This is a genomic window from Halobacterium sp. CBA1126 (genome assembly GCF_009741975.1).
Classification (GTDB): Archaea; Halobacteriota; Halobacteria; order Halobacteriales; family Halobacteriaceae; genus Halobacterium.
The window spans coordinates 1-24,386 of sequence record NZ_WPCF01000021.1; the positions used below are offsets into that span (position 1 = coordinate 1).

Here is a 24,386-nt window from a genome sequence, read left to right on the forward strand (position 1 = left end):
CGGCGCGGTCCTCGACCACGTCGAGGAGGTCGCGACCGCGGAGGGCTCCGGGAAGCTACGAGGAGCTGCGGACGACCCTCGAGGGCATCGACGGGACGATGGGCGTGTTCATGCACGACAACCCCGACCCGGACGCCGATCGCGACGGCGGTCGGGCTCTCCCGGGTCGCCGCGGAGTTCGGCGTCGAGACCGAGGCGTGTTACTTCGGGGAGATCTCCCACCAGGAGAACCGCGCGTTCGTCAACCTCCTCGAGCTCGACGTGCGGAACGTCGAGCCCGGCGAGGAGCTGGACTTCGACGCGGTCGCGCTCGTCGACCACTCCGCGCCCGGCGTCAACGACCAGCTCGACCCGGAGACGGAGGTGGACATCGTCGTCGACCACCACCCGCCGAACGACGACGTGGAGGCGGCGTTCGTGGACATCCGACCGGAACTGGGCGCGGCCAGCACCATCCTCGTGGAGTACATCCGGGGGTTCGGCCTCGAGGTCGAGACCGAGGTCGCGACCGGCCTGCTGTACGGCATCCGCGTGGACACCGACGACTTCGCCCGGGAGATCACGACCGACGACTTCGAGGCGGGCGCGTGGCTGCTCGACCGCGCGGACACCGACGTCCTCGAACGCATCGAGAGCCCGTCGGTGAGCGCGGACACCCTCGACACCATCGCGCGCGCCATCCGCAGCCGCGAGCTCGACGGCTCCGTGCTGGCGTCCTGCGTCGGCGCCATCGCCGACCGGGACACGCTCGCGCAGGCCGCCGACCGGCTGCTCGCGATGCGCGGCGTGACGGTGACGTTCGTCTACGGGTACGCGGACGGCACCATCTACGTGTCGGCCCGGGCCCGCGGCAGCGACGTCGACCTCGGCGCGGTGCTGCGGTCGGCGTTCGGCGACATGGGGAGCGCGGGCGGCCACGCGGACATGGCGGGCGCCCAGCTCCCGCTCGGGCTGTTCGACGACGTCGGCGAGGACGCCGAGGGGACGCTCACGGAGATGGTCGAGGACGTGGTGGCGACGCGGTTCTTCGAGGAGATCCGCGGGGGGTGAGCTTTTCCCGGTCGGCGCGCAACGGGGTAGTGATGGACTCCGCGCTCGACCACGACGGCGCGAAACCCACGGTCGACGACTACATGACCCGGGACGTCGCGACCGTCTCCCCCGACGACACGGTGCGGGACGTCGCGACGCGCATCTCGGAGAGCGAGCACAACGCTTCCCCGTCACCGAGGGGCGCCGCGTCGAGGGGTTCGTCTCCGCCCGGGACCTCCTGCTGGCCGACCCCGACGAGCTCGTGTTCAAGGTGATGAGCGACGACCTCATCGTCGCGCACCCGGAGATGAAGGTGACCGACGCCGCCCGCGTCATCCTCCGGTCGGGCATCCAGAAGCTCCCGGTCGTCGACGACGCGGGCAACCTCGTCGGCATCATCTCGAACTCCGACGTCATCCGCTCGCAGATCGAGCGCGCGACCCCGGAGAAGGTCGGGAAGCTCAAGCGCACGCTGGAGACGATTCACGGCATCGAGGCCGCCGAGGAGCGCCGCACGGTCAGGCTGTCGGAGCTGGTGCCGACGCAGGGGAAGGTGTACGCCGACGAGCTGGAGGGGCGCCAGTACGAGCTCGAACACGGGCTCGCGGAGCCCCTGGTGGTCATCGACAACGGCGGCGTCGAACTCCTGCTGGCGGACGGCCACCACCGCGTGATGGCGGCCGAGCGAACCGGCATCGAGGAGATGGACGCCTACGTCATCGCCCTCGAACGCCGCGTCGACCTCGGGATGGCCCGCACCGCCGACAAGGAAGGGCTGGAGTCGATCGCCGACATCGACGTCGTGGACTACGCCCACCACCCGCTCGTGGAGACCGTCGAGCGCCTGCAGTGACCCGGTAGCCGCGGTCGGCCGCGCGGTTCGCGGGTCGTCCCTCCCCGTTCGCCGGGTCCGCCGACTCGCTGCGCTCGGCCACGCACCCGACCGGTTCCTTCATTATTCTCCCGGCAAGATTTGGGTGTATGTACGACGACGAGGACCTCGCCGCCATCCGCGACGCCCGAGAGGACTGGGAAGAGGAGACCCTCGACCCCGCGCTGGACGCCTACGGCGAGCGCAAGGACCGGTTCGCGACCGTCTCCAACATGGAAGTCGACCGGCTCTACACGCCGGAGGACGTCGCCGACCTCGACTACGAGGACGACCTCGGGTTCCCGGGCGAGTTCCCGTACACGCGCGGCGTCTACCCGACCGGCTACCGCGGCCGCACGTGGACGATGCGGCAGTTCGCGGGCTTCGGCACCGCCGAGGAGACCAACGAGCGCTTCCACTACCTCATCGAGAACGGCCAGACCGGCCTCTCGACGGCCTTCGACATGCCGTCGCTGATGGGGCTGGACAGCGACGACCCGATGAGCCTCGGGGAGGTCGGCAAGGAGGGCGTCGCCGTCGACACGCTCCGGGACATGGAGATTCTCTTCGACGGCATCGACCTCGCGGAGGTCTCCACGTCGTTCACCATCAACCCGAGCGCGCCCGTCATCTACGCGATGTACCTCGCGCTCGCCGACCAGCAGGGCGTCCCCCGCGAGGAGATTCGCGGCACCCTCCAGAACGACATGCTCAAGGAGTTCATCGCGCAGAAGGAGTGGGTCGTCCCGCCGGAGCCCTCGCTGGACCTCGTGACCGACGTCGTGGAGTACTGCGCCGAGGAGACGCCGAAGTTCCACCCCGTCTCGGTGTCCGGCTACCACATTCGGGAGGCCGGGTCGACCGCGGTCCAGGAGCTGGCGTTCACGCTCGCGGACGGGTTCGCGTACGTCGAGGACGCCATCGAGCGCGGGCTCGACGTCGACGAGTTCGCGCCCCAGCTCTCGTTCTTCTTCAACTCCCACAACTCCATCTTCGAGGAGATCGCGAAGTTCCGCGCCGCCCGGCGCATCTACGCCCGCGTGATGGACGAGCGCTACGACGCCGAGGCCGACGCCTCCAAGCAGCTGAAGTTCCACACGCAGACCGCGGGCCAGAGCCTCACCGCCCAGCAGCCGCTGAACAACGTCGCGCGCGTCACCCTGCAGGCGCTCGCGGCGGTGCTCGGCGGCTCCCAGAGCATCCACACGAACTCCTACGACGAGGCGCTCGCGCTCCCCAGCGAGGACGCCGTCCGCGTGGCGCTCCGGACGCAGCAGATCATCGCCGAGGAGTCCGGCGCCGCGGACATCGTCGACCCGCTCGGCGGGAGTTTCGCCGTCGAGGCGCTCACCGACGAGGTCGAGGAGGAGGCGATGGCGTACATCGACGAGATCGAGGCGAAAGGCGACGGCTCGATTCGGGACGGCGTGCTCGCGGGCATCGAGGAGGGGTACTTCCACCGCGAGATCCAGGAGGCCGCCTACGAGTACCAGTCCCGGGTCGACGACGGCGAGGAGACCGTCGTCGGCGTCAACGCCTACGAGGTCGAGGAGGACACCAGCCCGGACACCCTCCACGTCGACGAGGACGCCACCCGGGAGCGCCAGCTCGGCCGTCTGGAGGACGTCAAGGCCGAGCGGGACGACGACGCCGTCGAGGACGCCCTCGACGCGCTCCGGGAGGCGGTCCGCGGCGACGAGAACACCGTCCCGTACATCGTCGACGCGGTGAAGGCGTACGCCACGATGGGCGAGATCATGCAAGTGTTCGAGGACGAGTTCGGCAGCTACCAGGAGACCGCGGCGGTCGCTTAGAGGTACGCGGAGTCCCAGCGGGTCGCCTTCCGCTTGTTCCCGCACTCGCCGCACTCCACGCGGCCCATCGCGTCCATCGCGGTGTCCAGCGACCTGCAGTTCGCGCAGTAGAACCCGTAGCGCTCCTCGCGGTCCGTCGTGTTGTACGCCGCGTAGAACGGGGCTTCCGAGCCGCGCTCGCGCTCGTCGTACGCGACGAAGACGGTGTCGCCGCCGACCTCGTGTTCCTCGGTGAGTTCTGCGGCCTCGCCGTCCGGGAGCTTCACGTAGAGGCGTTCGGTGTACGTCTCCTCGCCGATGTCGAGCGTGCGCTCGCCGGTGCGGGCGTAGCCGCTGGCCTGGTAGAACTCGTTGCCCTCGTCGTTGGCCGCGAGCACGCGGCCCTCCACGCGGTTCGCGCCGCGCTCGAGGAGCTCGGTCTCCGTGCGTTCGAGCAGCCGGCCGCCGAGCCCGCGGTCCCGGTGGTCGGGGTGGACGTGCAGCCACTGGATGGCCGCGACGCCGTCCGCGGACTCCACGAACTGCTCGTCGGTCGGCTGGCGGGCGTCGAGTTCGCTCTCGGAGAACGCGACGACCTCGTCGCCGTCCACGACCACGACGAAGACGACGTCGTCGGCGTCGAGGCGCTCGTCGAGCCGGTCGTCGCCGTACCACTCGTCGGCCGCGGCCGCGACGATATCCTCGCCGAGCTGGCCGGCGTACGTCGCTTCGAGGGAGGCGTCCGCTACGCGCCGGATGCCGTCCGCGTCGTCGTGGGTGGCTTCCCGAACCTGCATGTCTCTGGCATGTTCGTCCACGCACTAATACCTACTCGCGGGCGGGCGCCGTCAGGCGTCGGCGCGCTCGGAGGCGTAGACGATGGCCAGCAGGCCGACCCCGAGCAGCGTGCCGACGGAGACGACGCCGAACAGCCCGAGGTTCACGGGGTTCAGCTGGAACGTGACGGGGCCGACGGAGCCGTAGGCCGCGCCCGACCCCTCCACGAGCGGGCCGGCGGGGCCGCCGCCGTCGCCGTAGACGATGATGCCGAGCACGTACCCGAACAGCCCGGAGACCGCGACGGCGGAGGCGTACATCCACAGCACCACTCGACGGCCGCGCGTGTCGGGTTCGCTCACGACCGCTCGTAGGCGGCGGAGTGGGTAGCCTTTTGCGGTGTCGCCGCCAACCACTCGCGCATGGAAGACAAGGAGCTGATGTTCGTGGTGCTGGCGGGAATCGCCCTCCTGATGTTCCTGACGGGCTTCGTGCTCGTCCTCGCGTAGAAGCAGGTCGTCGGTTCAGTCCGCCGACTGACCGTCGTCGGGTTCGCCGCCGTCGGTCGCCGGGACCGGCGTGTCGCGCTGCTGTTCGTACCACTCCCAGTCGTTGGTGAGCTGGCCGGTCTCCTCGAGGTCCCACGGGTCGGCGGTGTCGACCTTCGCGCCCTCCTTCCACGAGACGACCATGTTCCACACCCAGAGGAGGGTGCTGATGGCGATGAGGAACGCGCCAGCGGTCGCGATCTGGTGGGCGGTGGCGAACTGCGGGAGGTAGGTCGCGTACCGCCGCGGCATGCCGCCGTAGCCGAGCCAGAGCATCGCGAGGAAGGTCAGGTTCGACCCGACGAGGCCGAGCCAGAAGTGCGCGTGCGCGAACCGCTTCTGGTACATGCGGCCGGTGACCATCGGGAACCAGTAGTAGGTGCCCGCGAACAGCGCGAACCCGATGGCGCCGTAGACGATGAAGTGGAAGTGACCGACGACGTAGTAGGTGTCGTGGAGGATGAGGTCGACGGGGATGGCGGCGAGGAAGATGCCGGTGACGCCGCCGATGATGAAGTTCTGGACGAAGCCGATGCAGAACAGCATCGGCGCGGTGAGCCGGAGCTTCCCGTTCCACATCGTGGTGATCCAGTTGAACACCTTCACGGCGGACGGTATCGCAATCGCGAGCGACACCGCCATGAAGCTAGCGCGGAGCCGCGGGTCGATACCCGTAGTGAACATGTGGTGGGCCCACACGCCGAAGCTCAGGACGCCGATGGCGAGCGTGGAGTAGACGACGAACTTGAACCCGAACAGCTTCCGCCCCGAGAACTTCGGGAGGATGAGCGAGACCAGCCCCATCGGCGGGAGCACCAGAATGTACACCTCGGGGTGGCCGAAGAACCAGAACAGGTGCTGCCAGAGAATCGGGTCGCCGCCGGCGACAGTGAAGAACGTGGTGCCGAAGTTCCGGTCGAGGAGGAGCATGACGAGCGCGCTCCCGAGCAGCGGGAACGCGAACAGAATCAGGCCGGACTGGGTGAGCATCGTCCACGAGAAGATGTCGAGGCTCGGCCAGCCGACGTCGTCGCCGCGCTCGGTGAAGATGGTCGCGATGAAGTTGACCGCGCCCATCGTCGCGGAGACCCCGGTGAGGTGGAGGCCGAGCAGCATCATGTCGATGGCGGGGCTGGACATCTGGATGGACAGCGGCGTGTACATCGTCCAGCTCGTCTGGGCGGTCGCGACCCCCGGCAGCAGGAAGCCGCTCCAGACGAGGAGCGCGCCCGGCGGCAGCAGCCAGAACGCGATGGCGTTGATGCGCGGGAACGCCATGTCGTCGGCGCCGATGAGCAGCGGGATGAAGTAGTTGCCGAACGCCGCGATCATCGGCGTCCCGAACAGGAACAGCATCGTGATGCCGTGACTGGTCATGAGGCCGTTGTACAGCGACGGCCCGATGACGTTCGTCGCGGGCGCGGCGAGTTCGATCCGCATCAGGAGCACGGCGAGGCCGCCCCAGACGAAGGCGATGGCGCCGTACACGCCGTAGAGAATCCCGATGTCCTTGTGGTCGACCGTCGTGAACCACCGGACGAGACCGCCCGGTTTCTCTTCGTGTCCGTGTTCGGTGCGCTCCCCGAGCGCACCGCCGACGTCGCTGAGAGGCGTGTACGACCGCCAGTCCTCGAGCCGCGCGAGGGAAGCAGCCACCGCGACGAGAAGCACGCCCATCAGCACGGTTAGCACCAGTGATGACGAGGCCATGCAGGACAGTCAGTACCGGACCGTAAAGAAAGCTTAGGATTGGGCGCGCCGGCGCGCGCACCGGAAATCGAGCGACTGCACGGCGTTTCTCGCGTTCCGCGTCGGGGCGGTCAGTGCGGGCCGACTTCCTCGTCGCCGGGTTCGATGCGCTTGGCGGCGACGTACGTGAGGACGGCGAGCCCGACCAGCATCCACCCGACGAGGATGAACTGGATGACGCGCTCGAGGGTGAACCCCGACCCCCACGGGTTGACGGCGACGAAGGCCACGAAGAAGAACGCGAGGATGGCCAGCGGGATGATGTTGACCGACAAGTCGATCAGGGTGTCCTTGTCGAAGATGGTGGAGCTCATTAGCGGGAGTTCGGTGCGGCGGACAAATATAGCTTGAGGATTCAGCGCCGGCCTACAGGCGCCCCGTCTCGTAGAGGAACAGCGCGACCGAGGCGGCGACGACGACGACGCCGGTGCCGCCGAGCGCGAGGCCGCGTGCGGTCGCGGACGTGGCGACGTACAGCGTACCCCCGAGTGCGGCGAACAGCGCGCCGACCGCGAACGCGGGCCAGTACAGCGTGGACGCGAACCCGGACTCGCGGAGGATGCCGACGACGCTGCCCGCGAGCAACACGAGGCCGCCGACAGCGACGGGGAGTATCCCGTCGAAGAGGATGCCGATTTCGGAGATGACGAGCCCCAACACGAGGGGGATCGGCCACGGGCTGGCGCGCGGGTACTGGTCGCTCAGTCCCTGCTCCGTTTGCTCGACCATACCACGGTGTTGGGCGCGGTGGGTTAGAAAGCCATCGCTTCCGCTCAGACGGCGACCACGGCGTACAGCATCAGGAACCCGAAGTACAGCGCGACGAGCACGGCGAGCGCGCGCAGCCGGAACGACCGCAGGTCCTCGCCCTCCGCGCGGTAGGCGTCCTCGTAGGCCGCGCGCTCGTCGTCGTCGAGGCGGTCGTAGTGTTCGAGGCCGCGGTGGAGCGCGCGCAGGCGCTCGGACGGGAACGGCTCGCCGCAGTACGAACACCGGGGCGCGTCCTCGGGGGGTGTGTCGTCGGTCATAGGAACGGGGGTTCGCCGGCCGGCTGGCCGATTATCCAGAGGCTGGTCATCGTGTAGAACACCATCGCGAGCGTGAGCGTGTACTGGCTGCGGACCGCCTGCAGGCGGCCGGGGAGCTCGTCGTAGGCGGTGGCGTGGGCGACCCAGATGGCGAGCAGGTGGCCGAGCAGCACCGCGGCGACGCCGACGCCGGAGAGCCACCCCGGCAGGACGAGCGTGCGCGCGACCGGCGGGTCCAGCGGCGCGAGCAGCGCGCCGAACAGCGACGGGGACAGCGCCAGCGCGTACACGAGGTAGTGCGCGAGGTGGTAGCCCGCGGCGATGGCGAGCAGCGACGGCGCGAACCGGCGCGCGAGCACGGCGGCGTCCGTGTACGTCGGCGCGACGTCCCGGGCCTCACGGGCGGCCCACCAGTAGAGCCGGTGGAACGTGAGGAAGCCGACGAGTAGCGTCGCCGGGTACAGCACCTGTGCGGGGACGCCGGCGCCGACCACGGCTCGCGCGAACGACGCCCACGCGGGCGTGCCGACGAGGCCGTCGTAGGTCGTCCCCCCAGACGACGGCGACGACGAACGCGACGCCGCCGTTCGTGGCGACCACGTCGTCGGTCAGCCGCATCGCGGGCAGCCGGACGGCGAGCCCGTCGTCGGTGCGCTGGACGGGCGCGACCGCGCCGTACATCGCGAACAGCCGGGAGAGCGGCGCCACGTCGTCGAACCACTGGTCGTGGCCGACGGCGGCGACGCCGACGACCGAGAGGGCGAGGTAGCCGACCGCGGCCGCGGCGAGCAGGCGGGGTTCGTCGGCGAGCGGGCTGACGACCTCGAACCAGACGAGCGCGAGCAGGAACGCCGTCGACGCCCACGCGGCCCGCCCCGGCGCGAGCGAGGTGTCGCGGTCGCCGAGCACCCACGCGAGCGGCCGGGTCAGCGTCCGGAAGGGGTTGACGGCGGGCCACGAGTTCCCGACGAGGTACGTCGACATCGCGAACGCCGCCACCAGCCCACCCAGACGAGCACGATGGCGCCGTTCCGCAGCGGCTCCGTCGGGCCGGCGAACCCGGTGAGCAGGACGTACGCGAACCCGGCGAGGCCGACGGCGCGGCCGACCCACGCGAGCGGCTGCCGGGGGACCGAGAGGCGGCGACGCCACTCGTGGATGGCGGCGACGAACGCGCGGTCGGTGACGAAACTCGCCAGCAGGAACGACGCGCCGACGACGGCGCCGCCCGTCGAGAGGAACAGCCACGTCGGCACCGCCAGCTCCTGGCCGCTGGCGTCGCGGAGGCTGCCGCCGTGTGCGGCGGCGACCCCGCAGACGGCGAGGAGGCCGACGACGGCACCGAGGACGCGCGCGCCGCGGCGAGACATACGCGGCCGTTCGGAGCGACGGCCCGTGAGGATTCCGGTACGGCGCCGCCGCGGACGGAGTTGGATGGGTTTTTAGTATTCGCCCCGCAACTCGCTGGTATGACCGTCACGGACGACTCTGAAGACCACGGCCACCACCTGCCGGCCGTGGAGGACTGGCCGAAGGGCTTCGGCGAGGCCAGCTGGTGGCCGTTCGTCACCGCCATCGGCGCCGCGGGGTTCTACGTCGGCGCCGCCCTGTACGTGCTCGGACGGAACGAGACGTTCGAGTTCGTCACGCCGATGGTGGGGCCGGCCGTCTTCGTGGGGAGCGTGTTCGTCTTCCTCGCGGGCCTGTACGGCTGGGTGTACCACGCCTTCGTCAAGCACTTCTGGAGCCGGGAGACGACCGGCGGCAAGGCGTTGCGCTGGGGGATGATACTGTTCCTCGGCACGGAGATCGCGACGTTCGGCGCCGGGTTCGCGTACTACTTCTTCATCCGCGCGGGCTCGCAGTGGTCCCAGGCAGTCACTCACGTCCCCCAGGGGTTCCTCGGCGCGCTCGTCCTCGCGAACACCGCCATCCTCGTGGTGTCGAGTTTCACGCTGCACTACGCGCACGTCGCGCTCCGGAAGGGCAACCGCTCGCGGTTCCTCTCGCTGCTCGTCGCGACGCTCGTGCTCGGCGTGGTGTTCATCGCCGGCCAGGTGTACGAGTACTACGAGTTCATCGTCCACGAGGGGCTGTCGCCGACCGGCGGCGTCTTCGAGAGCGCGTTCTTCGGGCTGACCGGCCTCCACGGGCTCCACGTGTCGCTGGGCGCGGTGCTGCTCGCCATCGTCACGGTGCGCGCGTTCAAGGGCCAGTACTCCCACGAGCGCGACGTCTCCGTGGCCACCGTCTCGATGTACTGGCACTTCGTCGACGCCGTCTGGATCTTCCTCGTCGTCGTGCTGTACGCCGGCGCGGTCGTCAGCTTCTAACCGCGGGCTTTTTTCGCTGCTGCCGCGAACCGGGGAGCCGTGACAGTCGACGCCGACCGACTCCGTTCGCTGGTCGACGCGCCGGTCGTCCACCGCGAGTCAGTGCCGAGTACGAACGACCTCGCGCGAGCCGAAGGGCGAGCGGGGTCGGCCCACGGTACGCTCGTCGTCGCGGACGAGCAGACCGCGGGCCGCGGCCGCACCGGGAACGCGTGGGCGTCGCCGCCGGGCGGCGTCTGGTCGAGCGCGCTCGTCTACCCGGACTTCGACGCGAGTCACGTCGGCCGCCTGACGTTCGCGGGCGGGCTCGCGGCCGCCGAGACCGTCGACGCGTTCGGCGCGGACGCGCGCCTGAAGTGGCCGAACGACGTGGTCGCCGACGCGCGGAAGCTCTGCGGCGTGCTCACCGAGGCGGTCGTCGACGAGGTGCCGGTCGCGGGCAAGCCCGTCGACGAGGTGCTGCCGGGCACCGACCCCGCGGACGCCGAGCTGTCGTTCGCGGTGCTGGGCGTCGGCGTGAACGCCGCCCTCGACCCGGGCGACCTCGACGTCGACCGCGACGTGACGACACTGCGGGCGGAGGTCGGCGGCGCGGACGCGACCGAGGTGGCGGCGACGCTGCACGAGCGACTGCTCTACTGGGTCGACCGCGTGGCCACCGACGACGGGTTCGCGGCGGCGCTGGACGCGTGGCGCGAGCGCAGCGCGACGCTCGGCGAGCGCGTGCGCGTGGAGACGCGGGACGGCGAGACCGTCGTGGGGGAGGCGACCGGCGTCACGCCGCGGGGCGCGCTCGTCGTCGAGGCGGGCGACTCGCGGGCGGAAGTGACGGAAGGCGAGTGCAGCCGGCTCCGGCGCGCGTAGCTACGGGGGAGTCAGAACGGAGGCGTGAGAGAGGAGCGGACGAGCGGCGCGCGTCAGGGGTCGATGGTCGTGTTCTCGGGGTCCTCGACCCACTCCTGGTAGGTGTCTTCCTCGACGACCGCGATCTCACCGAGCATCTCGGAGTGGCCCTGGCCGCAGAACTCCGCGCAGTAGAGCTGGTAGGTGCCCTTCTGGTCGACCTCGGTGATGAGGTAGTTCGTCTGCCCGGGGACCGCGTCGGCCTTCAGCCCGATCTCGGGCGCGTGGAAGGCGTGGATGACGTCCGCGGACTCCGTGCGTATCACGAGCTTGGTGTCCTCCGGGACCACCATCGGTTGGTTCCCGTAGTCGATGTCGCCGGTGGCCGCGCCGGAGCTCACGGTGAGGTTCTCCTCGGGGTACTCGTAGTTCCAGTACCACTGGACGCCGACGGTGTCGACGACGACGGTGTCGTCTTCGGCCATCGCCTCCTGGGCGTCGGCCTGCGTGGCGGTGACGGTCGGCTGGGCCATCACGCCGTAGGCGGCGACGCCGACGAACAGGAGGACGACGGCGGTGGCGACGGTCCACGTGACTTCCAGCCGGCGGTTCTCCTTGGTCGGCTTCGCCTCGTCGTTGTTCCGGAACTTCCACACCGTGTAGACGAGGATGCCCTCGACGAGCAGCGTGATCGGGAGCGCAGCCGCGAACAGCGTCGAGTTGAGGTTGCGGATGAGCTCCTCGGTGACGGACTGGTACTGCTGGGCAGCGACCGGGTCCACGAAGGCGGCGAGGAAGCCGACGGCGGCGACGAGAACGGGTACGAGCCGCTTGCCTCTCATACTATCGGGGACGTTCGGCGCGGTTCCATAAATAGGTGCTGAATCGGGGCGTCGGCGAGTCGGACAGGCTAAGTGGGCCGCGGTGTAACCAGCCGACGAGAGACGTTCGTGACTCGAAACATCCCCGACCGGTTCACGGCGGTGCTCGCGGCCGCGGCGATGGGCGTCTACGCCCTGCTCGTCGTCGGCGCGACGTCCGCGCTGACGAACGCGGCCGCGGCGTGTCGCTCGTGGCCGGCCTGCGACGGACGCTGGTTCGCGGTCGACTCGCTGTCGCTGGCGGTCGTCTGGGGCCACCGGACGACGGCCGTGGTGACCGGCGTGCTCGTGCTCGCAGCGGCCGCGATGGCGTGGCGCCGCGACACCGACGGCCGCGTGCGCGCCGCGGTGACGGTCGCGCTGGCCGCCTACCCGGTCCAGATAGCGGTCGGCGCGGTCACCGCGACGTCGCCGTCCTCGGCCGCGCTCGGCGCGCGCACCTCGCGCTCGGCGTGCTCATCTTCGCCGGGCTCGTCGCCGCGCTCGCGTGGACGCTCGAGCAGCAGACCGGCCACCTCCCGTCGTCGGAGTGGGAGGGCGAGCCGAAGGGCGACGACGGCGACGACGCGCCCCCGGTCTCGGGGCCGCTGGCGACCGCGTACGCGTACTTCCGGCTGACGAAGCCGCGGCTGATGTGGCTGCTCTGTCTGGTCGCCGCGGCCGGCATGGCGCTGGCCGCGGGCCCGAGCCTGCGCGTCGAGACTGTCGCGCTGACGCTCGGCGGCGGCGTGCTCGCCATCGGCGCGTCCGGGACGTTCAACCACGTGCTCGAGCGGGAGAAGGACCGGAAGATGTCCCGGACCGACGACCGGCCGCTGGCGACCGACCGCATCCCGAAGCGCAACGCGGTCGCGTTCGGCGCGGCGCTGGCGGCGCTGTCCCTCGCGGCGTTCTACACCGTGAACCCGCTGACGGCGGCGCTCGGGTTCACCGCCATCGTGTTCTACTCCGTCGTCTACACGCTCGTGCTGAAGCCCAACACCCGCCAGAGCACCGTCATCGGCGGGGCGGCCGGCGCGCTCCCCGCGCTCATCGGCTGGGCCGCCGTCACCGGCGACGTCGGCGTCGCGGGGCTGGCGCTCGCGGCGGTCATCTTCCTGTGGACGCCCGCGCACTTCTACAACCTCGCGCTCGCCTACAAGGACGACTACGAGCGCGGCGGCTTCCCGCTGATGCCCGTGGTCTCCGGGGAGGCGACGACCCGCAAGCACATCGTCTACTACCTCGGGGCGACGCTCGTCTCCGCGGTGGCGCTCACCGAGCTTGCGGGCCTCGGCGTGCTGTACGCGGCGACGACGGTCGTCTTCGGCGGCGTGTTCCTGTACGCCGCGATGCGGCTGCACCGCGAGCGCGACCGGGACGCCGCGATGCGCGCGTTCCACGCGTCGAACGCCTACCTCGGCTGCCTGCTGGTGGCCGTGGTCGTGGACGCGATGGTGGTCTGAGTGGGGGCGTCGGTCTCGCTGACGCCGGGCCGGTTCGTGCCCGCGCGGAAGACGCTGCTGTACGCCGCGCTCGTCCTGAACGGCGAACTCGCCGCCGTGCTGTTCTACTTCGCGGTGTCGTCGTCCGTGCCGACCGACCCCGTGGTGCTGGCGTACCCGTTCGTCTGGATCAACGCCGCCATCTGGGCGGTCTGGCGCGTGGACCTCCCGTCGGCCTCGCGGCGGCAGTACGCGCTCGCCGCCGGCGTCGCAGTCGCGTACTTCCTCCTGCTTGGCCGCTTCGGCGGGCTCTACATGTTCCACGGCGCCGACCTCGGCGCGCGAATCTCGTGGCTCTCACCCGGCTGGGGGCCGGCGTTCGTCTACAGCGGGACCGCGCTCACGGTGAGCCTGCTCCCGTTCAAGGTCGTCGGCTACGCGACGCTGTCGTACCTCGTCGCCGCGACCGTCCTCGACGCCGCGAAGACCGGCGTCGCGGGCCTGCTCGGGCTGTTCGCGTGCGTGAGCTGCACGTGGCCGGTCGCCGCGACCGTGTTCACGGGCGCGTTCGGCAGCGCGTCCGCGCTCGCCGCCGCCGCGCAGAGCGAGCCGTACGCGCTCTCCACCGCGGTGTTCGTCTCCTCGGTCCTGCTGCTCGTGTGGCGACCCACCCGGTAGCCGCGTTCCGCAGCGCTTTACGTCCGCGCCCGCCGACTCCCGAGTATGACTCCCGTAGTCGTCGCCGACGCCGTCGAGAAGGCCTACGGCGACACCGCCGCCGTGGACGGCGTCTCGCTGTCCGTCGACGAGGGCGAGGTGTTCGCGCTCGTCGGCCCGAACGGCGCGGGCAAAACCACGCTCGTGCGCTGCCTCACCGGCACGACGACCCCGGACGGCGGCAGCGTCGAACTGCTCGGCGACGCGCCCGCGGACGCCAACGACCAGCGCGTCGGCCTGCTCCCGCAGGACTTCCAGCCGCCGGACCGCCTCACCGCGGGCGAACTCGTCGGCTACTACGCGGGCCTCTACGACGACGCCCGCGACCCCGCCGCGGTGCTCTCGGACGTCGGCCTCGACGCCGACAACGACACGTGGTACGGCGACCTCTCGGGCGGCGAGCAGCGCCGCGCGTGCGTCGCCGCGGCGCTCGTGAACTCGCCGGACGTGCTCTTCCTCGACGAGCCGACGACCGCCGTCGACCCCGCGGGCCGGCGCGCGCTCTGGCGGGTGTTCGAGGAGCTCGCCGAGTCCGGGACGACCATCTTCCTCACCACGCACGACATGGCCGAGGCCGAGCGGCTCGCGGACCGCGTGGCGCTGCTCGCTGACGGGCGCGTCGCCGCCACCGGCACCCCCCGAGAGCTCGTCGCCGAGCACGGCGGCCGGCCGCGGCTCGTCGTCGAACTCCCCGAGGAGACCGAGACGGCGCCCGACGTGCCGGGCTTTTCCCCCGAGGTGACCCGGGAGGGCGTGGTCTTCTCGGACGTCGCGCCCGAGGGCATCGGCGAGGTGGTGGCGGCGCTCGACGACGCTGGCGTCGACTTCGAGGCGCTGTCGTGGCGCGAGCCGACGCTGGAGGACGCCTACCTCGCGCTCGCTGGCGACGTCGAGGGCGTGGAGGTGCAGCGATGAGCCGGCTCGCGCGAATCCGCGCGGAGGCCACCGCGACCTACCGGACGTTCCTCCGGCGACGGACGGCGGTGTTCTTCACGTTCTTCTTCCCGGTGTTGCTCATCGTCATCTTCGCCGGCCTCGTCCGCACCACCTCGGGGAGCGGCGGCCTGTTCACGGAGCCGACGGCGTACTACGTGCCCGCGTACCTCGCGACGGTCGTGCTGTTCACGCCGCTGTCCCGGGTGGGGAGCACGGTCGCGCGCCACCGCGAGGGCAACCGTTTCGAGAAACTGTCGACGACGCCGCTGACGCGCGCGGAGTGGCTGGCCGCGCACACGCTCGTGAACGTCGCGCTCATCGCCGCGGCGTGCGCGGTGCTGCTGGTCGCGCTGCTCGCGACGGGCGCGTCGTTCGCGCTCTCCCCGTGGCTCGCCGTGCTCGTGCCCGCGACGTCCGTCGCGTTCTGCGGCGTGGGCGCTGTCATCGGGAGCTACGCGGACGGACAGGACGGCGCCATCGCCGCGAGCAACGGCATCGCGCTCCCAGTTCTGTTCCTCTCGGAGACGTTCGTCCAGCCCGAACTGTTCCCCGCGTGGTTCCGGCCGGTCGTGGACCTCTCCCCGCTCGCGTACTTCGCGCGGGGCGTCCGCGCGGCGACGTACTCGGGCGGCGACGTGACGACGAACGCGGCGGTCGTCGTCGCCCTCGCGGTCGTCGCGTTCGCGGTCGGCACGCTCGCGATTCCGTGGACCGAGTGACTACGCCGCGAACCCGGTTCGGTCGGCGAGCGCCGCCGCGCCGGCGACCGCCGCGAGCACGACCGCGACGGCGGCGACGCCGACCCAGAGCGTGAACGCGAGGCCGCCGAGCGCACCCGATAGCAGCCACTGCGCGACGCCGAGCACCGCGGCGATGATACCCGCGATTCCGGCGGTGCGTCCGGCGACGAACTTCGCCTGCGCGACCCGGAGCGCGGTGTCGTCCGGCGACGACCCGGGCGACTCGAGGACGTCCTCCGCGCCGTCCCCGGAGACGAACGTCGTGTTCCAGCAGCGCTCGCAGGGCGGCTTCGGGTCGGGCTGGCGCGTCCCGCAGGCCTTGCACCGCCACACCTCGTCGTCGCCGTCCATGCTGGCCGTTCCTCCCGAGTCCGCGAGCAAGTAGCTGTCGAATCCCCACGCCCGCACACGCTACCGCAAATCGGACAGCCGGTACGGGGTGGACTGAAAGGGGCGGGGCACTGAACCCACTCCTGGCGACGCAAGCACCGCAGGAACGAGCACAGCGAGTGACGAGGAGCGCAGCGAGCCACGGGTGGTTCAGCGCCCCGGGGCTTTCGAGGAAGCGTCGACACCAGCCGGGTCGACAGCGAGAAAGCGAGAACCTAGCGCGGGACCCAGGAGTAGACGTGGTTGAGCATCCAGTAGGTGACCACGCCCAGGAACAGGGACAGCGACCACGCGGTCACGGCAATCCGGCCGTACTTGGCGTGGCTGGTCTCCCGGAGTTCCGCGGGGGAGTGCGTGAGGCCGAGGGTGATGGCGTAGAGGACGACGGGGACGGCGACGACGGAGAGGACGATGTGGACGGCGAGCATGAGGAGGTAGATGGGTTCGACGACGCCGGCGTAGGCGGCGAGGAACTGGCCTTCCTCGATGACGATGGCCTTCTCGAAGCCGCCGCCGACCTTCCAGAGGTAGAGGACGAGGAACGCGCAGATGAGCGCGAACGCGGTGAGCATCGCGGCGCGGTGTCTCTCGACCTCGCCGCGCTTGATGAAGGCGGCGCCGGCGAGGAGGCTGGTGAGCGCGAGCGTGTTGACGACGGCGATGGCGTCCGAGAACAGGAGGACGGTCTCCCGGGAGAGCTCGGGGAACAGGGGGACGACGCCGGAGAAGGCGGCGGCGACGAGCGCGTAGCCGACGACCGAGAGGGCGACGGTGACGCGGCGGGGGTTCGCTCGCGCGTACTCGAAGAGGCTCATAGCGGGCCCTTCGGCCCCGTCCACAAACCCGCTTTCGCTTCTCGCGGAGACAACCGGAGTTTGGGTAGCGCAAGCAGAACTGTAATAGAAGTCCGTTAGAGTGAAACACGTATGTGGCAAAATTCCGGGCATGAGCCACGAATCCCAGCGGAACATCCGGTGTCTGGTGGCCAAAGTCGGACTCGACGGCCACGACCGGGGCGCCCACGTCATCACGCGGGCGTTCCGCGACGCCGGCTTCGAGGTCATCTACTCGGGCCTGCACAAGGCGCCCGAGGAGATCGTGCAGGCGACGGTGCAGGAGGACGTCGACGTGCTCGGCATCTCCATCCTCTCGGGGGCGCACAACACGCTCGTCCCGAAGATCGTCGAGGGCCTCGAGGAGTACGGGGCCTTCGAGGACACGCTGGTCATCGTCGGCGGCATCATCCCCGAGGAGGACCGCCCGGGGCTGAAGGAGGCGGGCGTGGACGCCATCTTCGGGCCGGGGACGCCGATGGAGGAGACCATCGAGTTCATCCGGGAGAACGTCGTGCGGCGTGACTGAGATGGCCGGGGAGGACCCACCCGAACTCGTCGAGGACCTGCTCGCCGGGGAGCACCGGGCGCTCGCGCGCACCATCACGCGCATCGAGAACCGGTCGCCGGGCTACCGCGACCTCGTGGCGGCGCTGTACCCGCACACGGGCGACGCGGACGTGCTCGGCATCACGGGCAGTCCGGGCTCCGGGAAGTCGACGCTCGTGGACAAGATGGCGAAGCGCTACCGGGACCGCGGGCTGACCGTCGGCGTCATCGCGGTCGACCCCTCCAGCCCGTTCACGGGCGGCGCGGTGCTCGGCGACCGCATCCGGATGGCGTCGACGGCGACGGACATGGACGTGTTCTTCCGGTCGATGTCCGCCCGGGGCAGCCTCGGCGGCCTCTCGACGGCCACGGCGGACGCCGTGAAGGCCCTGGACGCGTTCGGGAAAGACAAGATCATCATCGAGACGGTGGGCGCGGGCCAGAACGAGGTCGACGTGGTGAAGACCGCCGACACCGTGGCCGTGCTCGTGCCGCCCTCGTCCGGGGACGACGTGCAGATGCTGAAGGCGGGCATCCTCGAAATCGGGGACGTCTTCGTCGTGAACAAGGCCGACCTCGCGGGCGCGGACAAGACCGTCACCGAGCTGAAGAACATGCTCGACATGCGCGACGGCGACCCCGACGACTGGGAGCCACGCGTGGTCGAGACGGTCGCGGACAGCGGCGAGGGCGTCCCCGAGTTCCTCGACGTGCTCGACGACCACGCGGGCTGGCTCGCGGAGACCGGGCGCCGCGAGGCCCAGCGCCACGAGCGCCACGCCGAGGAACTGCGGAACCTCCTGCTGGAGGACGTCGGCGACCTCGTCGAGGCGGAGCTGGACGCGCGCGGCGGCGTGGACGAACTCGCCGCGCGCATCGACGCCGGCGAGACGACGCCGTACGACGTGGCCGACGACGTCGTGGAGCCGCTGGCGGACTGCCTCGACGAGCAGCGGGACTGAGCCGTCACAACGGCTAACCGACTGGCGGCCGAACGTTCGCCCATGCGACTCCGTAGCCTCCTCGCCGGCGCCGTCGGCACCGCGGCGGCCGCCGACATTCTCGACCGCGGCCTCCGCGCGAAAGCCGGCGAGCTCCCGCCGGCGCTCGCGGGCGACCACGAGACGCACCGCTGGCGCGGGTTCGACGTTGCGTACACCGAGGCCGGCGACCCCGACCGACCGGACGTGGTCTGCCTGCACGGCATCCACGCGGCCGCGTCGAGCCGGGAGTTCGCGGGCGTCTTCGACGTTCTCGCGGAAGACTACCACGTGATTGCACCCGACCTCCCGGGGTTCGGGCGGACCGACCGCCCGCCGGTCGCGTACACGTCCTCGCTGTACGAGGAGTTCGTCGCGGACTTCGTCTCGGCGGTCGCCGACGACCCGGTCGTGCTCGGGAGCTCGCTGTCGGGCGCGTGGGCGGCGACGGCCACCGCGGACGCCGACGTCGCGGGCCTCCTGTTGGTCTGCCCGACCGCGGACACCGGCCCGCGCCGGCCGTGGCTGCGCGCGCTGCTGCGCTCGCCCGTCGTCGGCCCGGCGGTCTTCGACGCGGCGACGTCGAAGCCCTCGCTGCAGTACTTCGACGAGCGCGACGCCTTCTACCACCCCGAGTACGTCCCGGACGGCCACGTGGACTACCAGTGGCGGACCGCCCACCAGGAGGGCGCGCGGTTCGCGCCCGCCTCCTTCGTCGGCGGCTACCTCGACCCGGACGTCGACCTCGGGGAGGAGCTCCGCGAGCGCGACTGCCCCGTGACGCTCGTCTGGGGACGGGAGGCCACGGTGACGCCGCTCGCAGACGGGCGGAAGGTCGCCGACGACGCGAACGCCCGGCTGGTCGTCGTCGACGAGACGCGCCTGCTCCCGCACGCGGAACAGCCCGAGGTGTTCCTCGGCGCGGTCCGCGATGACCTACCGCGGCTCGAAGACCACTAGGCGCTCGCCCCGCGTCGCCGTCTCGCCGACCGCCGGCTCGACGGCCGTCCCGACCTCCACGTCCTCGTAGTCGGCCAGCACGTGCCCCGTGAGTCGTACGGGCCCGAAGTCCACGACGGCCGTGACGTACGGCGCGTCGTCCGCGAACGACGGTGCAGGTACGTGAACCCGCGTGTACGTCGCCACCTCCCCGGCGTCGGGGAGCGGCGTTTCGGTGAGGTCGGCGCTCCCGCACTCCGGGCAGACGCGCCGCGGCGGCAGGCTCCCGTGGCCGTTCGCGCACTCCACGTAGTAGCCGTCGCCGTCCGCGAGCGCGTCGAGGAAGTCGTCGAAGCCCGCGTCGCGGACGGGTTCGTCGTCGGTCATTCCGCGATCCCCTCCAGCACGTGAACGACGGCACTCGCCACGGTCCCGCCGGCGTTGTGCGCGACGCCGACGCGCGCCCCGGGGACGTGCTCGCTGTTCACGTGGTCGCCGCGCAGCAGCTTCGTGAGCTCCGCGACCTGACTCGTCCCCGTCGCGCCCACGGGGTGCCCTTTCGCTTTCAGGCCCCCGGAGAGGTTCACGGGGAGGTCGCCGTCCCGCGTGGTCACGCCGTCGCGGGCGGCCGCGATGCCCTCGCCGTGCTCGAAGAACCCGAGCGACTCGACGGCGAGCACCTCCGCGATGGTGAAGCAGTCGTGGACTTCCGCGAGGTCCACGTCGCCGGCCGAGACGCCGGCGTCCGCGTACGCCTCCTCGGCGGCTTCGGTGGCGGCCGGCGAGGTCGCGACGTCCGCGCGGTCCTGCAGGGCCATGCGGTCGCCGCCCTGTCCCGTCCCCGTAATCGCGACGCCCGCGTCGAGGTCGTGGGACTCGGCGTACTCCTCGCTGACGAGCACGACCGCGCTCGCGCCGTCGGTGACGGGGCAGGCGTCGTAGAGGTGCAGCGGGTCAGCGACCGGCGGCGAGTCCAGCGCCGCCTCCACGGTGATCTCGCGCTGGTACTGCGCGCGGTCGTTGCCCACGGCGTTCGCGTGGTTCTTCACCGCGACGTGCGCGAGGTCCTCGCGCGTGCCGCCGAACCGCTCGAAGTACGCCCGCGCCATCATCGCGTACGCGCCGGGGAACGTCACGCCCGCCCGCACCTCGTACAGTTCGTCCGCGGCGATGGCCAGCGCCTCCGTCGACCCCGCCGTCGAGAGGTTCGTCATGCGCTCGGCGCCGCCGACCACGAGCACGTCGGCCTCGCCGTTGCGGACGTCGCGGACCGCCTGCCGGAGCGCCACGCCGCTGGACGCGCACGCGCTCTCGTAGCGCGTCGCCGGCGCCTGCACGCCCAGCGCCTCCGCCGCGAGCGGTCCCTGGTGGCCCTGGTGCTCGCTCAGTTCCCCCATGAAGTTGCCGTAGTAGACGCCCTCGACGTCCTCGCGGGCGACGCCGGCGTCCTCGACGGCGGTCAGCCCCGCGTCCGCGAACAGGTCGCGGCTCGTTCGCTCCGGGTGGCTGCCGAACGCCGTGACGCCGACGCCGGCCACGCGAACCTTCGTCATACCGTTCGGTTGGTCGAGAAGCGTGAAAAGGTGTGCGGAACCCCTACATGCCCATGTCCGCCGCGGCGTCGGGCACCGGGAGGTCGTTCGGGGCCACGCCGAGCAGCTCCGCGGCGTGGTCGAGGGCCATGTCGAAGCCGTAGTACCGCTCCAGCTCGTCGCCGTCGGCGGTCGGCCGCACCTTCAGCATCGCGTACCCCTCGACGTTCTGCGCGACCGCGGCGGTCCGGCCGTCGCGCTCGAATTCGAGGACGCGCTCGGTGTCGGTCTCGTAGTAGCGGGCGGTGACGCCGTCGGCCGCGGCGGTCTCCTCGGTCATCGGCGGGAGTTCGGCCGGCCGGCGGAAAAGCGCGACGGGTCCGCCCGCGAGTCCGCAACGACTAATGGCCGCGCGGCGAGTGCGTCGGCACAGGATGGGGCTGGCAGGCCTGTACTCGACGGTGCTCGCGCCCGAGCTGTTCGTCCTCGAAGCGACCGCGCTGCTCGTCGCCTACGAGTACCACGTCGGCGACTGGAGCGGCCGCGCGCTCGCGGGCCGGTTCGGCGCCGTCCTCGCGGGCTGGCTGCTCGCGCTCGCCGTCTACGTCGGCGGCCCGAGCGTCGTCCCGGGCGCAGTGCCGGGCGGCGACGACTTCTACGCGAGCGTCGGCCTCGTCGCGGGGTTCGGCGCCATCTGGCTGGCGTGGACGCGCCAGCGCCTCGCGTCCGTCGGGCCCGCGTACTGCCTGCTGCTCGTCGGCACGTCGGTCGTCCACGCCGCGGTCGTCCCCCTGTGGGACGTGTCCAGTCACGTGCTCTACACCGCAGTCCCGGTGGGCTTCCTCGCGACCGTCGACCGCCGGTTCGCGGCGCTGGTCGTCGTCCCGGCCGCGATGGTCTGGAGCCGCGCGGCGACCGGCGACCACACCGTCCTGCAGGGCGTCGGCGCGCTCGCGCTCGGCGCGGTCCTCGTCGGGGCGGCGTGGGGCCTCGGCCGGAATCGCGGGTCGCCGCGGCGGGCCGACCGGTTGCAGTGAGCGAAGCCGTTCCCGTGTCGTTTTCAACCCGGCCGCCCTGCCTCGAATCGATGCGAGTCGACGCGCGGAGGGACAGCGGTGGCTGAAGCCGACCAGTCCGCCAAGGAGCAGGACGCCGACGAGGTGCAGGACGTGGAGTTCACCGCGGCGGGCGTCCGCGAGGGGTTCGCCGCCGGCTTCCCGGTGGCGCTCGGCGTCGCGGGCTACGGCGTCGTCTTCGGCGTGGTCGCGCGCCGCGCGGGGCTGAGCGTCGCCGAGGCCGCGGTGATGAGCGCGACGGTCGTCGCGGGCGCCGCCCAGCTCGTCGCCGTGGAGCTGTGGGCGAACCCGATTCCCGCGGTCGCGGTCGTCTCGACGACGCTGCTCGTGAACCTCCGGTACGTGCTGATGGGCGCCGCGCTCCGGCCGTGGCTCGGCCAGCTCCGGCCGGGGCGGGCGTACGCGAGCGTGTTCTTCTTCGCGGACGAGAACTGGGCGCTGTCCATCGGCGCGCTCCGCTCGGGCAGCACGAACGGCGCGTTCCTGCTCGGCAGCGGCCTCGTGCTCTGGCTGCTGTGGGTGGCGTCCACGGTCGTCGGCGCGACCGCGGGCGACCTCGTCGGCGACCCCGCGGCGTACGGGCTGGACTACGTCGCGACCGCGCTGTTCCTCACGCTCGCCGCCGGCTTCTGGGAGGGCGAGGAGTCGCTGCGGCCGTGGCTCGTCGCGGCGGCCGCCGCGCTCGCCGTCGACGCCCTCGTCCCCGGCGAGTGGTACATCCTCGCGGGCGCGCTCGCCGGCGCCGCGGCGGAGGTGGTGGCCTACGATGGTTGACCTCGACCCAGCCGTCGTCGCCGTGATTCTCGCGATGGCGGCCGTGACCTACGCCACGAAGGCGGGCGGCTTCTGGCTGCTCGGGCGCGTCGACCTCTCCGAGCGCGCGGAAGCCGGCATCGACGTCCTGCCGGGCGCGGTCGTCGTCGCGTTCGTGACGCCCGTGCTCGCCGACGGCGGCGTCCCCGAGTGGGTCGCCGCCGCCGCGACCGTCGCCGTCGCGCGCAAGACCGGGAGCCTGCTGGCCTCGCTGGCGGTCGGCGTCGGCGTCGTGCTCGCGGTGCGGACTCTCGTCTAGCCGACGCCACACCTTTTGCGTCGACTCCCGAACGCTGCAGACGACCGATGAGCGACCACCCGGCGAGCCGGGAGCCGTCACGCGAGTTGGGGCGCCGACGATGAGCGACGAGCAGGGGCCGACGCCGCCCGCCGAGCGCATCGTCGGCCTCGACGCCCTCCGCGGGTTCGCGCTGCTCGGGATTCTCGTCATCAATATCCGGCTGTTCTCGATGCCCGAGGTCGTCCTCCTGAACCCGACGGCGTACGGCGCTTCGCCGGCGCGAACTACTGGGCGTGGTTCGCCGGCCACGTCCTCGTCGAACAGAAGTTCATCACGCTGTTCACGATGCTGTTCGGCGCGGGGGTCCTGCTGTTCGTACGCAACCGCGACCGCGACGGCGCGCCCGCGCTGTTCCTCCACTTCCGGCGGTCGACGTGGCTCATCCTCTTCGGCCTCGCGCACGCCTACCTGCTGTGGTACGGGGACGTGCTCGTCGCGTACGGCGTCACCGCGCTCTGGGCCGTCTTCGCGCGCGGGAAGTCGCCGCGCTGGCTGGCAGTCGTCGGCGTCGCCCTGCTGGCCGTCCCGTCCGCGACCGAGATCGCGGTCGCGCTGTTCGCGGACCTCTCGTCGTTCGCGCAGTCGTGGCAGCCCACCGAGGCCGCGCTCCGCGCCGAAGTCGCGACCTACCGCAGCGGCTGGCTCGAACAGATGGACCGCCGCGTCCCCACGTCGTACCGCCGCCAGACCGCCGGCTACCTCGCCGCGACCGGGTGGCGCGTCGGCGGGTCGATGCTGCTCGGGATGGCGCTGTTCGAGCGGGGCGTGCTGACGAACGACCGCTCGCCGCGGTTCTACCGCCGGCTGGTCGTCGCGGGCGGCGTCGCCGGCCTCGTCCCCACGCTCGCTGGCGTCTGGTTCATCCACGCCAACGACTGGGCGGCCCGCGCCGGCCTGCTCTGGCAGGAGTTCTACTACTGGGGGAGCTTCCCGCTCGCGCTCGCGTACGTCGGCCTCGTCATGCTGTACGCGAAACGCCGGCCGGACGGCCGCCTCACGCGCACGCTGGCGGCCGTCGGCCGCACCGCGTTCAGCAACTACCTCCTCCAGAGCGTGCTCGCCACCACCGTCTTCTACGGCCACGGGCTCGGGTGGTTCGGCCGCGTCAGCCGCGTCGAAGCACTCGGCGTCGTCGCCGCCATCTGGGTCGTCCAGGTTCTCCTCTCCGTGCGCTGGCTGCGGCGGTACCGCTACGGCCCGATGGAGTGGCTCTGGCGCGCGCTCACGTACGGCGAGCGCCCGCCGCTCAGAATCGAGACGGAGCGCGAGCAGTGACTGTCGCACCGGTTCGTCCGTCCGCG

28 protein-coding genes and 3 pseudogenes are annotated in these 24,386 nt (G+C 71.3%); 16 read left to right on the forward strand and 15 right to left on the reverse strand.

Annotated elements, in window-relative coordinates; translation table 11 throughout:
• The 3 genes and pseudogenes from GJ634_RS04570 to GJ634_RS04580 form a co-directional block, all read left to right on the forward strand.
• The coding region (locus GJ634_RS04570) for a bifunctional oligoribonuclease/PAP phosphatase NrnA (protein ID WP_231736934.1) at window positions 1-1,050 on the forward strand (1,050 nt) is incomplete at its 5' end.
• A gap of 32 nt (window positions 1,051-1,082) precedes the next feature.
• Window positions 1,083-1,885: pseudogene (locus tag GJ634_RS04575) on the forward strand (CBS pair associated ParBc domain-containing protein).
• 128 nt (window positions 1,886-2,013) lie between these two features.
• The gene (locus tag GJ634_RS04580; protein ID WP_157500718.1) at window positions 2,014-3,717 is read left to right on the forward strand and encodes a methylmalonyl-CoA mutase; all 1,704 of its coding nucleotides are present in this window, start codon (window positions 2,014-2,016) and stop codon (window positions 3,715-3,717) included.
• Here the strand turns inward: GJ634_RS04580 and GJ634_RS04585 are convergent.
• The 9 genes from GJ634_RS04585 to GJ634_RS15925 form a co-directional block, all read right to left on the reverse strand.
• Entirely contained in the window at window positions 3,714-4,493 is a 780-nt protein-coding gene (locus GJ634_RS04585; protein ID WP_157500719.1) for a GNAT family N-acetyltransferase, read from the reverse strand. The two genes, GJ634_RS04580 and GJ634_RS04585, sit on opposite strands and share 4 nt — an antisense overlap.
• A 51-nt stretch (window positions 4,494-4,544) precedes the next feature.
• Window positions 4,545-4,835: a hypothetical protein gene (locus GJ634_RS04590; RefSeq protein WP_331713989.1), complete on the reverse strand. Its 291-nt coding sequence runs from the start codon at window positions 4,833-4,835 to the stop codon at window positions 4,545-4,547.
• Window positions 4,836-4,997: 162 nt separating this feature from the next.
• Window positions 4,998-6,731 carry a cytochrome c oxidase subunit I gene (gene ctaD / locus GJ634_RS04595; protein ID WP_197425396.1) on the reverse strand — a complete coding sequence of 578 codons (1,734 nt, stop codon included), beginning with the start codon at window positions 6,729-6,731 and terminating at the stop codon, window positions 4,998-5,000.
• Window positions 6,732-6,841: 110 nt separating this feature from the next.
• Window positions 6,842-7,084: a DUF6684 family protein gene (locus tag GJ634_RS04600; protein WP_157500720.1), complete on the reverse strand. Its 243-nt coding sequence runs from the start codon at window positions 7,082-7,084 to the stop codon at window positions 6,842-6,844.
• Window positions 7,085-7,136: 52 nt separating this feature from the next.
• Complete coding sequence (locus GJ634_RS04605) at window positions 7,137-7,499, reverse strand: hypothetical protein (RefSeq protein ID WP_157500721.1); 363 nt, start codon at window positions 7,497-7,499, stop codon at window positions 7,137-7,139.
• A 44-nt stretch (window positions 7,500-7,543) separates the two neighbouring features.
• Window positions 7,544-7,798, reverse strand: coding sequence for a C2H2-type zinc finger protein (locus GJ634_RS04610; RefSeq protein WP_157500722.1), 255 nt, complete (start codon window positions 7,796-7,798; stop codon window positions 7,544-7,546).
• Window positions 7,795-8,265, reverse strand: coding sequence for a hypothetical protein (locus GJ634_RS15915; protein WP_231736935.1), 471 nt, complete (start codon window positions 8,263-8,265; stop codon window positions 7,795-7,797). Before GJ634_RS15915 ends, GJ634_RS04610 begins: the two co-directional genes overlap by 4 nt.
• Complete coding sequence (locus GJ634_RS15920) at window positions 8,195-8,782, reverse strand: hypothetical protein (RefSeq protein WP_231736936.1); 588 nt, start codon at window positions 8,780-8,782, stop codon at window positions 8,195-8,197. Before GJ634_RS15920 ends, GJ634_RS15915 begins: the two co-directional genes overlap by 71 nt.
• Window positions 8,725-9,168: a hypothetical protein gene (locus GJ634_RS15925; RefSeq protein WP_231736937.1), complete on the reverse strand. Its 444-nt coding sequence runs from the start codon at window positions 9,166-9,168 to the stop codon at window positions 8,725-8,727. The genes GJ634_RS15920 and GJ634_RS15925 overlap by 58 nt, the downstream gene beginning before the upstream one ends.
• A 99-nt stretch (window positions 9,169-9,267) precedes the next feature.
• Here GJ634_RS15925 and GJ634_RS04620 point away from each other — a divergent pair, with 99 nt between their 5' ends.
• Complete coding sequence (locus GJ634_RS04620) at window positions 9,268-10,131, forward strand: heme-copper oxidase subunit III (protein ID WP_157500723.1); 864 nt, start codon at window positions 9,268-9,270, stop codon at window positions 10,129-10,131.
• Between the two features lie 39 nt (window positions 10,132-10,170).
• Entirely contained in the window at window positions 10,171-10,995 is an 825-nt protein-coding gene (locus GJ634_RS04625; RefSeq protein ID WP_331713990.1) for a biotin--[acetyl-CoA-carboxylase] ligase, read from the forward strand.
• A gap of 53 nt (window positions 10,996-11,048) precedes the next feature.
• Here GJ634_RS04625 and coxB read toward each other — a convergent pair whose 3' ends face one another.
• Window positions 11,049-11,816, reverse strand: coding sequence for a cytochrome c oxidase subunit II (gene coxB, locus GJ634_RS04630; protein ID WP_157500724.1), 768 nt, complete (start codon window positions 11,814-11,816; stop codon window positions 11,049-11,051).
• A gap of 159 nt (window positions 11,817-11,975) precedes the next feature.
• Between coxB and cyoE the strand changes: the two are divergent.
• From cyoE to GJ634_RS04650, 4 genes and pseudogenes are all read left to right on the forward strand, one after another.
• Window positions 11,976-13,300: pseudogene (gene cyoE, locus GJ634_RS04635) on the forward strand (heme o synthase).
• Window positions 13,301-13,957, forward strand: coding sequence for an ABC transporter ATP-binding protein (locus tag GJ634_RS04640; RefSeq protein WP_331713991.1), 657 nt, complete (start codon window positions 13,301-13,303; stop codon window positions 13,955-13,957). It begins immediately after the preceding pseudogene.
• A 45-nt stretch (window positions 13,958-14,002) separates the two neighbouring features.
• Window positions 14,003-14,911: an ABC transporter ATP-binding protein gene (locus GJ634_RS04645; RefSeq protein WP_157500725.1), complete on the forward strand. Its 909-nt coding sequence runs from the start codon at window positions 14,003-14,005 to the stop codon at window positions 14,909-14,911.
• Window positions 14,908-15,651: an ABC transporter permease gene (locus GJ634_RS04650; protein WP_157500726.1), complete on the forward strand. Its 744-nt coding sequence runs from the start codon at window positions 14,908-14,910 to the stop codon at window positions 15,649-15,651. Before GJ634_RS04645 ends, GJ634_RS04650 begins: the two co-directional genes overlap by 4 nt.
• Here GJ634_RS04650 and GJ634_RS04655 read toward each other — a convergent pair whose 3' ends face one another.
• Window positions 15,652-16,023, reverse strand: coding sequence for a hypothetical protein (locus GJ634_RS04655; protein ID WP_157500727.1), 372 nt, complete (start codon window positions 16,021-16,023; stop codon window positions 15,652-15,654).
• A 254-nt stretch (window positions 16,024-16,277) separates the two neighbouring features.
• A complete protein-coding gene (locus GJ634_RS04660; RefSeq protein ID WP_157500728.1) occupies window positions 16,278-16,877 on the reverse strand; it encodes a DUF420 domain-containing protein in 600 nt (199 codons plus the stop codon).
• 130 nt (window positions 16,878-17,007) lie between these two features.
• Here GJ634_RS04660 and GJ634_RS04665 point away from each other — a divergent pair, with 130 nt between their 5' ends.
• From GJ634_RS04665 to GJ634_RS04675, 3 genes are read left to right on the forward strand one after another with little or no spacing between them, the layout of a single operon-like run.
• A complete protein-coding gene (locus GJ634_RS04665; RefSeq protein ID WP_157500729.1) occupies window positions 17,008-17,424 on the forward strand; it encodes a cobalamin B12-binding domain-containing protein in 417 nt (138 codons plus the stop codon).
• Between the two features lies 1 nt (window position 17,425).
• Window positions 17,426-18,406, forward strand: coding sequence for a methylmalonyl Co-A mutase-associated GTPase MeaB (gene meaB / locus GJ634_RS04670; RefSeq protein ID WP_157500747.1), 981 nt, complete (start codon window positions 17,426-17,428; stop codon window positions 18,404-18,406).
• A 42-nt stretch (window positions 18,407-18,448) separates the two neighbouring features.
• Window positions 18,449-19,384, forward strand: a complete 936-nt coding sequence (locus GJ634_RS04675; RefSeq protein ID WP_157500730.1) for an alpha/beta fold hydrolase — start codon at window positions 18,449-18,451, stop codon at window positions 19,382-19,384.
• On the opposite strand, the gene GJ634_RS04680 is transcribed toward GJ634_RS04675, so the two are convergent.
• The 3 genes from GJ634_RS04680 to GJ634_RS04690 are packed head-to-tail and all read right to left on the reverse strand — an operon-like array spanning window position 19,361 to window position 21,235.
• A complete protein-coding gene (locus tag GJ634_RS04680; RefSeq protein WP_157500731.1) occupies window positions 19,361-19,750 on the reverse strand; it encodes a Zn-ribbon domain-containing OB-fold protein in 390 nt (129 codons plus the stop codon). The genes GJ634_RS04675 and GJ634_RS04680 overlap by 24 nt on opposite strands.
• Window positions 19,747-20,916, reverse strand: a complete 1,170-nt coding sequence (locus GJ634_RS04685) for a thiolase domain-containing protein (RefSeq protein WP_157500732.1) — start codon at window positions 20,914-20,916, stop codon at window positions 19,747-19,749. Before GJ634_RS04685 ends, GJ634_RS04680 begins: the two co-directional genes overlap by 4 nt.
• A gap of 43 nt (window positions 20,917-20,959) precedes the next feature.
• Window positions 20,960-21,235, reverse strand: a complete 276-nt coding sequence (locus GJ634_RS04690) for a hypothetical protein (RefSeq protein WP_157500733.1) — start codon at window positions 21,233-21,235, stop codon at window positions 20,960-20,962.
• Window positions 21,236-21,329: 94 nt separating this feature from the next.
• On the opposite strand from GJ634_RS04690, the gene GJ634_RS04695 reads away from it, so the two are divergent.
• The 4 genes and pseudogenes from GJ634_RS04695 (at window position 21,330) to GJ634_RS04710 (ending at window position 24,360) form a co-directional block, all read left to right on the forward strand.
• Window positions 21,330-21,932 (forward strand): hypothetical protein, encoded by a 603-nt coding sequence (locus GJ634_RS04695; RefSeq protein ID WP_157500734.1) that lies wholly within the window; start codon window positions 21,330-21,332, stop codon window positions 21,930-21,932.
• A 78-nt stretch (window positions 21,933-22,010) separates the two neighbouring features.
• Complete coding sequence (locus GJ634_RS04700) at window positions 22,011-22,745, forward strand: AzlC family ABC transporter permease (RefSeq protein ID WP_331713992.1); 735 nt, start codon at window positions 22,011-22,013, stop codon at window positions 22,743-22,745.
• Window positions 22,738-23,043, forward strand: coding sequence for an AzlD family protein (locus tag GJ634_RS04705; RefSeq protein ID WP_157500735.1), 306 nt, complete (start codon window positions 22,738-22,740; stop codon window positions 23,041-23,043). Before GJ634_RS04700 ends, GJ634_RS04705 begins: the two co-directional genes overlap by 8 nt.
• A gap of 100 nt (window positions 23,044-23,143) precedes the next feature.
• Window positions 23,144-24,360: pseudogene (locus GJ634_RS04710) on the forward strand (DUF418 domain-containing protein).
• The last annotated feature ends 26 nt before the right edge of the window (window positions 24,361-24,386 follow it).

Bases quoted from the DNA above. Each gene is read 5' to 3' on its own strand.
- GJ634_RS04580 (WP_157500718.1), top strand. From the start codon at position 2,014: ATGTACGACGACGAGGACCTCGCCGCCATCCGCGACGCCCGAGAGGAC.
- GJ634_RS04585 (WP_157500719.1), bottom strand. From the start codon at position 4,493: ATGCAGGTTCGGGAAGCCACCCACGACGACGCGGACGGCATCCGGCGC.
- ctaD (WP_197425396.1), bottom strand. From the start codon at position 6,731: ATGGCCTCGTCATCACTGGTGCTAACCGTGCTGATGGGCGTGCTTCTC.
- GJ634_RS04600 (WP_157500720.1), bottom strand. From the start codon at position 7,084: ATGAGCTCCACCATCTTCGACAAGGACACCCTGATCGACTTGTCGGTC.
- GJ634_RS04605 (WP_157500721.1), bottom strand. From the start codon at position 7,499: ATGGTCGAGCAAACGGAGCAGGGACTGAGCGACCAGTACCCGCGCGCC.
- GJ634_RS04610 (WP_157500722.1), bottom strand. From the start codon at position 7,798: ATGACCGACGACACACCCCCCGAGGACGCGCCCCGGTGTTCGTACTGC.
- GJ634_RS15920 (WP_231736936.1), bottom strand. From the start codon at position 8,782: ATGTCGACGTACCTCGTCGGGAACTCGTGGCCCGCCGTCAACCCCTTC.
- GJ634_RS15925 (WP_231736937.1), bottom strand. From the start codon at position 9,168: ATGTCTCGCCGCGGCGCGCGCGTCCTCGGTGCCGTCGTCGGCCTCCTC.
- GJ634_RS04620 (WP_157500723.1), top strand. From the start codon at position 9,268: ATGACCGTCACGGACGACTCTGAAGACCACGGCCACCACCTGCCGGCC.
- coxB (WP_157500724.1), bottom strand. From the start codon at position 11,816: ATGAGAGGCAAGCGGCTCGTACCCGTTCTCGTCGCCGCCGTCGGCTTC.
- GJ634_RS04645 (WP_157500725.1), top strand. From the start codon at position 14,003: ATGACTCCCGTAGTCGTCGCCGACGCCGTCGAGAAGGCCTACGGCGAC.
- GJ634_RS04650 (WP_157500726.1), top strand. From the start codon at position 14,908: ATGAGCCGGCTCGCGCGAATCCGCGCGGAGGCCACCGCGACCTACCGG.
- GJ634_RS04655 (WP_157500727.1), bottom strand. From the start codon at position 16,023: ATGGACGGCGACGACGAGGTGTGGCGGTGCAAGGCCTGCGGGACGCGC.
- GJ634_RS04660 (WP_157500728.1), bottom strand. From the start codon at position 16,877: ATGAGCCTCTTCGAGTACGCGCGAGCGAACCCCCGCCGCGTCACCGTC.
- GJ634_RS04665 (WP_157500729.1), top strand. From the start codon at position 17,008: ATGAGCCACGAATCCCAGCGGAACATCCGGTGTCTGGTGGCCAAAGTC.
- meaB (WP_157500747.1), top strand. From the start codon at position 17,426: ATGGCCGGGGAGGACCCACCCGAACTCGTCGAGGACCTGCTCGCCGGG.
- GJ634_RS04675 (WP_157500730.1), top strand. From the start codon at position 18,449: ATGCGACTCCGTAGCCTCCTCGCCGGCGCCGTCGGCACCGCGGCGGCC.
- GJ634_RS04680 (WP_157500731.1), bottom strand. From the start codon at position 19,750: ATGACCGACGACGAACCCGTCCGCGACGCGGGCTTCGACGACTTCCTC.
- GJ634_RS04685 (WP_157500732.1), bottom strand. From the start codon at position 20,916: ATGACGAAGGTTCGCGTGGCCGGCGTCGGCGTCACGGCGTTCGGCAGC.
- GJ634_RS04690 (WP_157500733.1), bottom strand. From the start codon at position 21,235: ATGACCGAGGAGACCGCCGCGGCCGACGGCGTCACCGCCCGCTACTAC.
- GJ634_RS04695 (WP_157500734.1), top strand. From the start codon at position 21,330: ATGGGGCTGGCAGGCCTGTACTCGACGGTGCTCGCGCCCGAGCTGTTC.
- GJ634_RS04705 (WP_157500735.1), top strand. From the start codon at position 22,738: ATGGTTGACCTCGACCCAGCCGTCGTCGCCGTGATTCTCGCGATGGCG.